Origin of the sequence: Kineococcus glutinatus (assembly GCF_039542765.1) — a bacterium.
Classification (GTDB): Bacteria; Actinomycetota; Actinomycetes; order Actinomycetales; family Kineococcaceae; genus Kineococcus_A; species Kineococcus_A glutinatus.
Map to the genome: position 1 here is coordinate 1 of NZ_BAABIL010000689.1, position 1768 is coordinate 1768.

Sequence of the window (1768 nt, forward strand, 5' to 3'; positions counted from 1 at the left end):
CCTGGCCGCCGTCTACCCCCCGGCCGCGGCCGCCGACCAGGGCCGGCGGCGGGCGCGGGCGGCGGAGCTGCCCTTCCTCGACCGCGACGCCGAGCTGGCGCGGCTGGACACCGCCCGGGAGCTGCGCCCCGACTGGTTCCAGGACCCCGGGCTGCTGGGCTACGCCGCCTACACCGAGCGCTTCGCCGGTGACCTGCGCGCGGTGGCCGGGCGCATCGGCTACCTGCGCGAGCTGGGCGTGGGCTACCTGCACCTGATGCCGCTGCTGCTGCCGCGCGAGGGCGACAGCGACGGCGGTTACGCGGTGGCCGACTACCGCAGGGTGCGCCCGGACCTGGGGACGGTGGAGGACCTGCGCGAGCTGGCGCGGCAGCTGCGCGCCGCGGGCATCAGCCTGGTCCTGGACCTCGTCCTCAACCACGTCGCCCGCGAGCACCCCTGGGCGGTGGCCGCCCGGGCCGGTGAGGAGCGCTACCGCGCCTACTTCCACGTCCACCCCGACCGCTCGGTGCCCGACGCCTTCGAGACGACGCTGCCGGAGGTGTTCCCCGACTTCGCCCCCGGCAACTTCACGTGGGACGCGCAGCTGCAGGGTTGGGTGTGGACGACGTTCAACTCCTTCCAGTGGGACGTGGACTGGTCCAACCCCGACGTCTTCGCCGAGTACGCCGACGTCGTGCTGTTCCTCGCCGGCCTCGGCGTGGAGGTGCTGCGGCTGGACGCCATCGCCTTCCTGTGGAAGCGGCTGGGCACCAGCTGCCAGAACCAGCCGGAGGTGCACGCCATCACCCGCGCGCTGCGGGCGCTGGTGCGGGTGGCGTGCCCGGCCACGGTGTTCAAGGCCGAGGCGATCGTCGCGCCGGGCGACCTCGTGCACTACCTCGGCCGCGGTGAGCACCACGGCAAGGTGTCCGACCTCGCCTACCACAACGGCCTGATGGTGCAGGTGTGGTCGATGCTGGCGTCCGGTGACGTGCGGCTGGCGGTGCGGGCCCTGCGGCAGCTGCCGCCGGTGCCGGCGTCCACGGCGTGGATCACCTACGTGCGCTGCCACGACGACATCGGCTGGGCCGTCGACGACGCCGACGCCGCCGCCGTGGGCCTGTCCGGCCCGGGACACCGGGCGTTCCTGTCGGACTGGTACACCGGCGCCTTCCCCGGCTCCCCCGCCCGGGGCCTGGTGTTCCAGCACAACCCGGCCACCGGTGACCGCCGGGTCAGCGGCACCGCGGCGGCCCTGACCGGCCTGCAGGCGGCGCTGGAGGAGGACGGCGCGGACGCCGCGGAGGCGGCCGCCGACGGCGTGGCGCGCCTGCTGCTGGCGCACGCCGTGGTCTGCGGCTGGGGCGGCGTCCCCGTGGTGTGGAGCGGTGACGAGCTCGGGCTGGGCAACGACCACGGCTGGGCCCTCGAACCCGGCCACGGCGACGACAACCGCTGGGCGCACCGCCCCCGGCTGCCCGAGGCCGCCGTCGCCGCGCGCCACACCCCGGGCAGCGTGCACGCGCGCGCCTTCGAGGGCCTGGCCCGCACCGCACGGGTGCGCGCGGGGCTGGCGCACCTGCACGCCTCGGTGGCCCCGGAGGTGCTCGACCCCGCCGACCCGGGCGTGCTGGCGGTGCTGCGCCGCCACCCGCTGGGCCCGTTCCTGGGCCTGTACAACGTGACGGCCGGCTGGCGCTCCTTCCCGGGCGCGCGGCTGGCGGAGCTCGGGCTGGCCGCGGCGGCGGACGTGCTGGAGGACGCCGACGCCGCCCGCTGGGGCGCG

Annotated in this window: 1 protein-coding gene; it reads left to right on the forward strand. The window is 76.5% G+C overall.

Annotation, left to right across the window (positions count from 1 at the left end; translation table 11 throughout):
- Positions 1 to 1768, forward strand: a 1768-nt coding sequence (locus tag ABEB16_RS20195; RefSeq protein ID WP_345713989.1) for an alpha-amylase family protein, incomplete at both ends; no start/stop codon positions are given.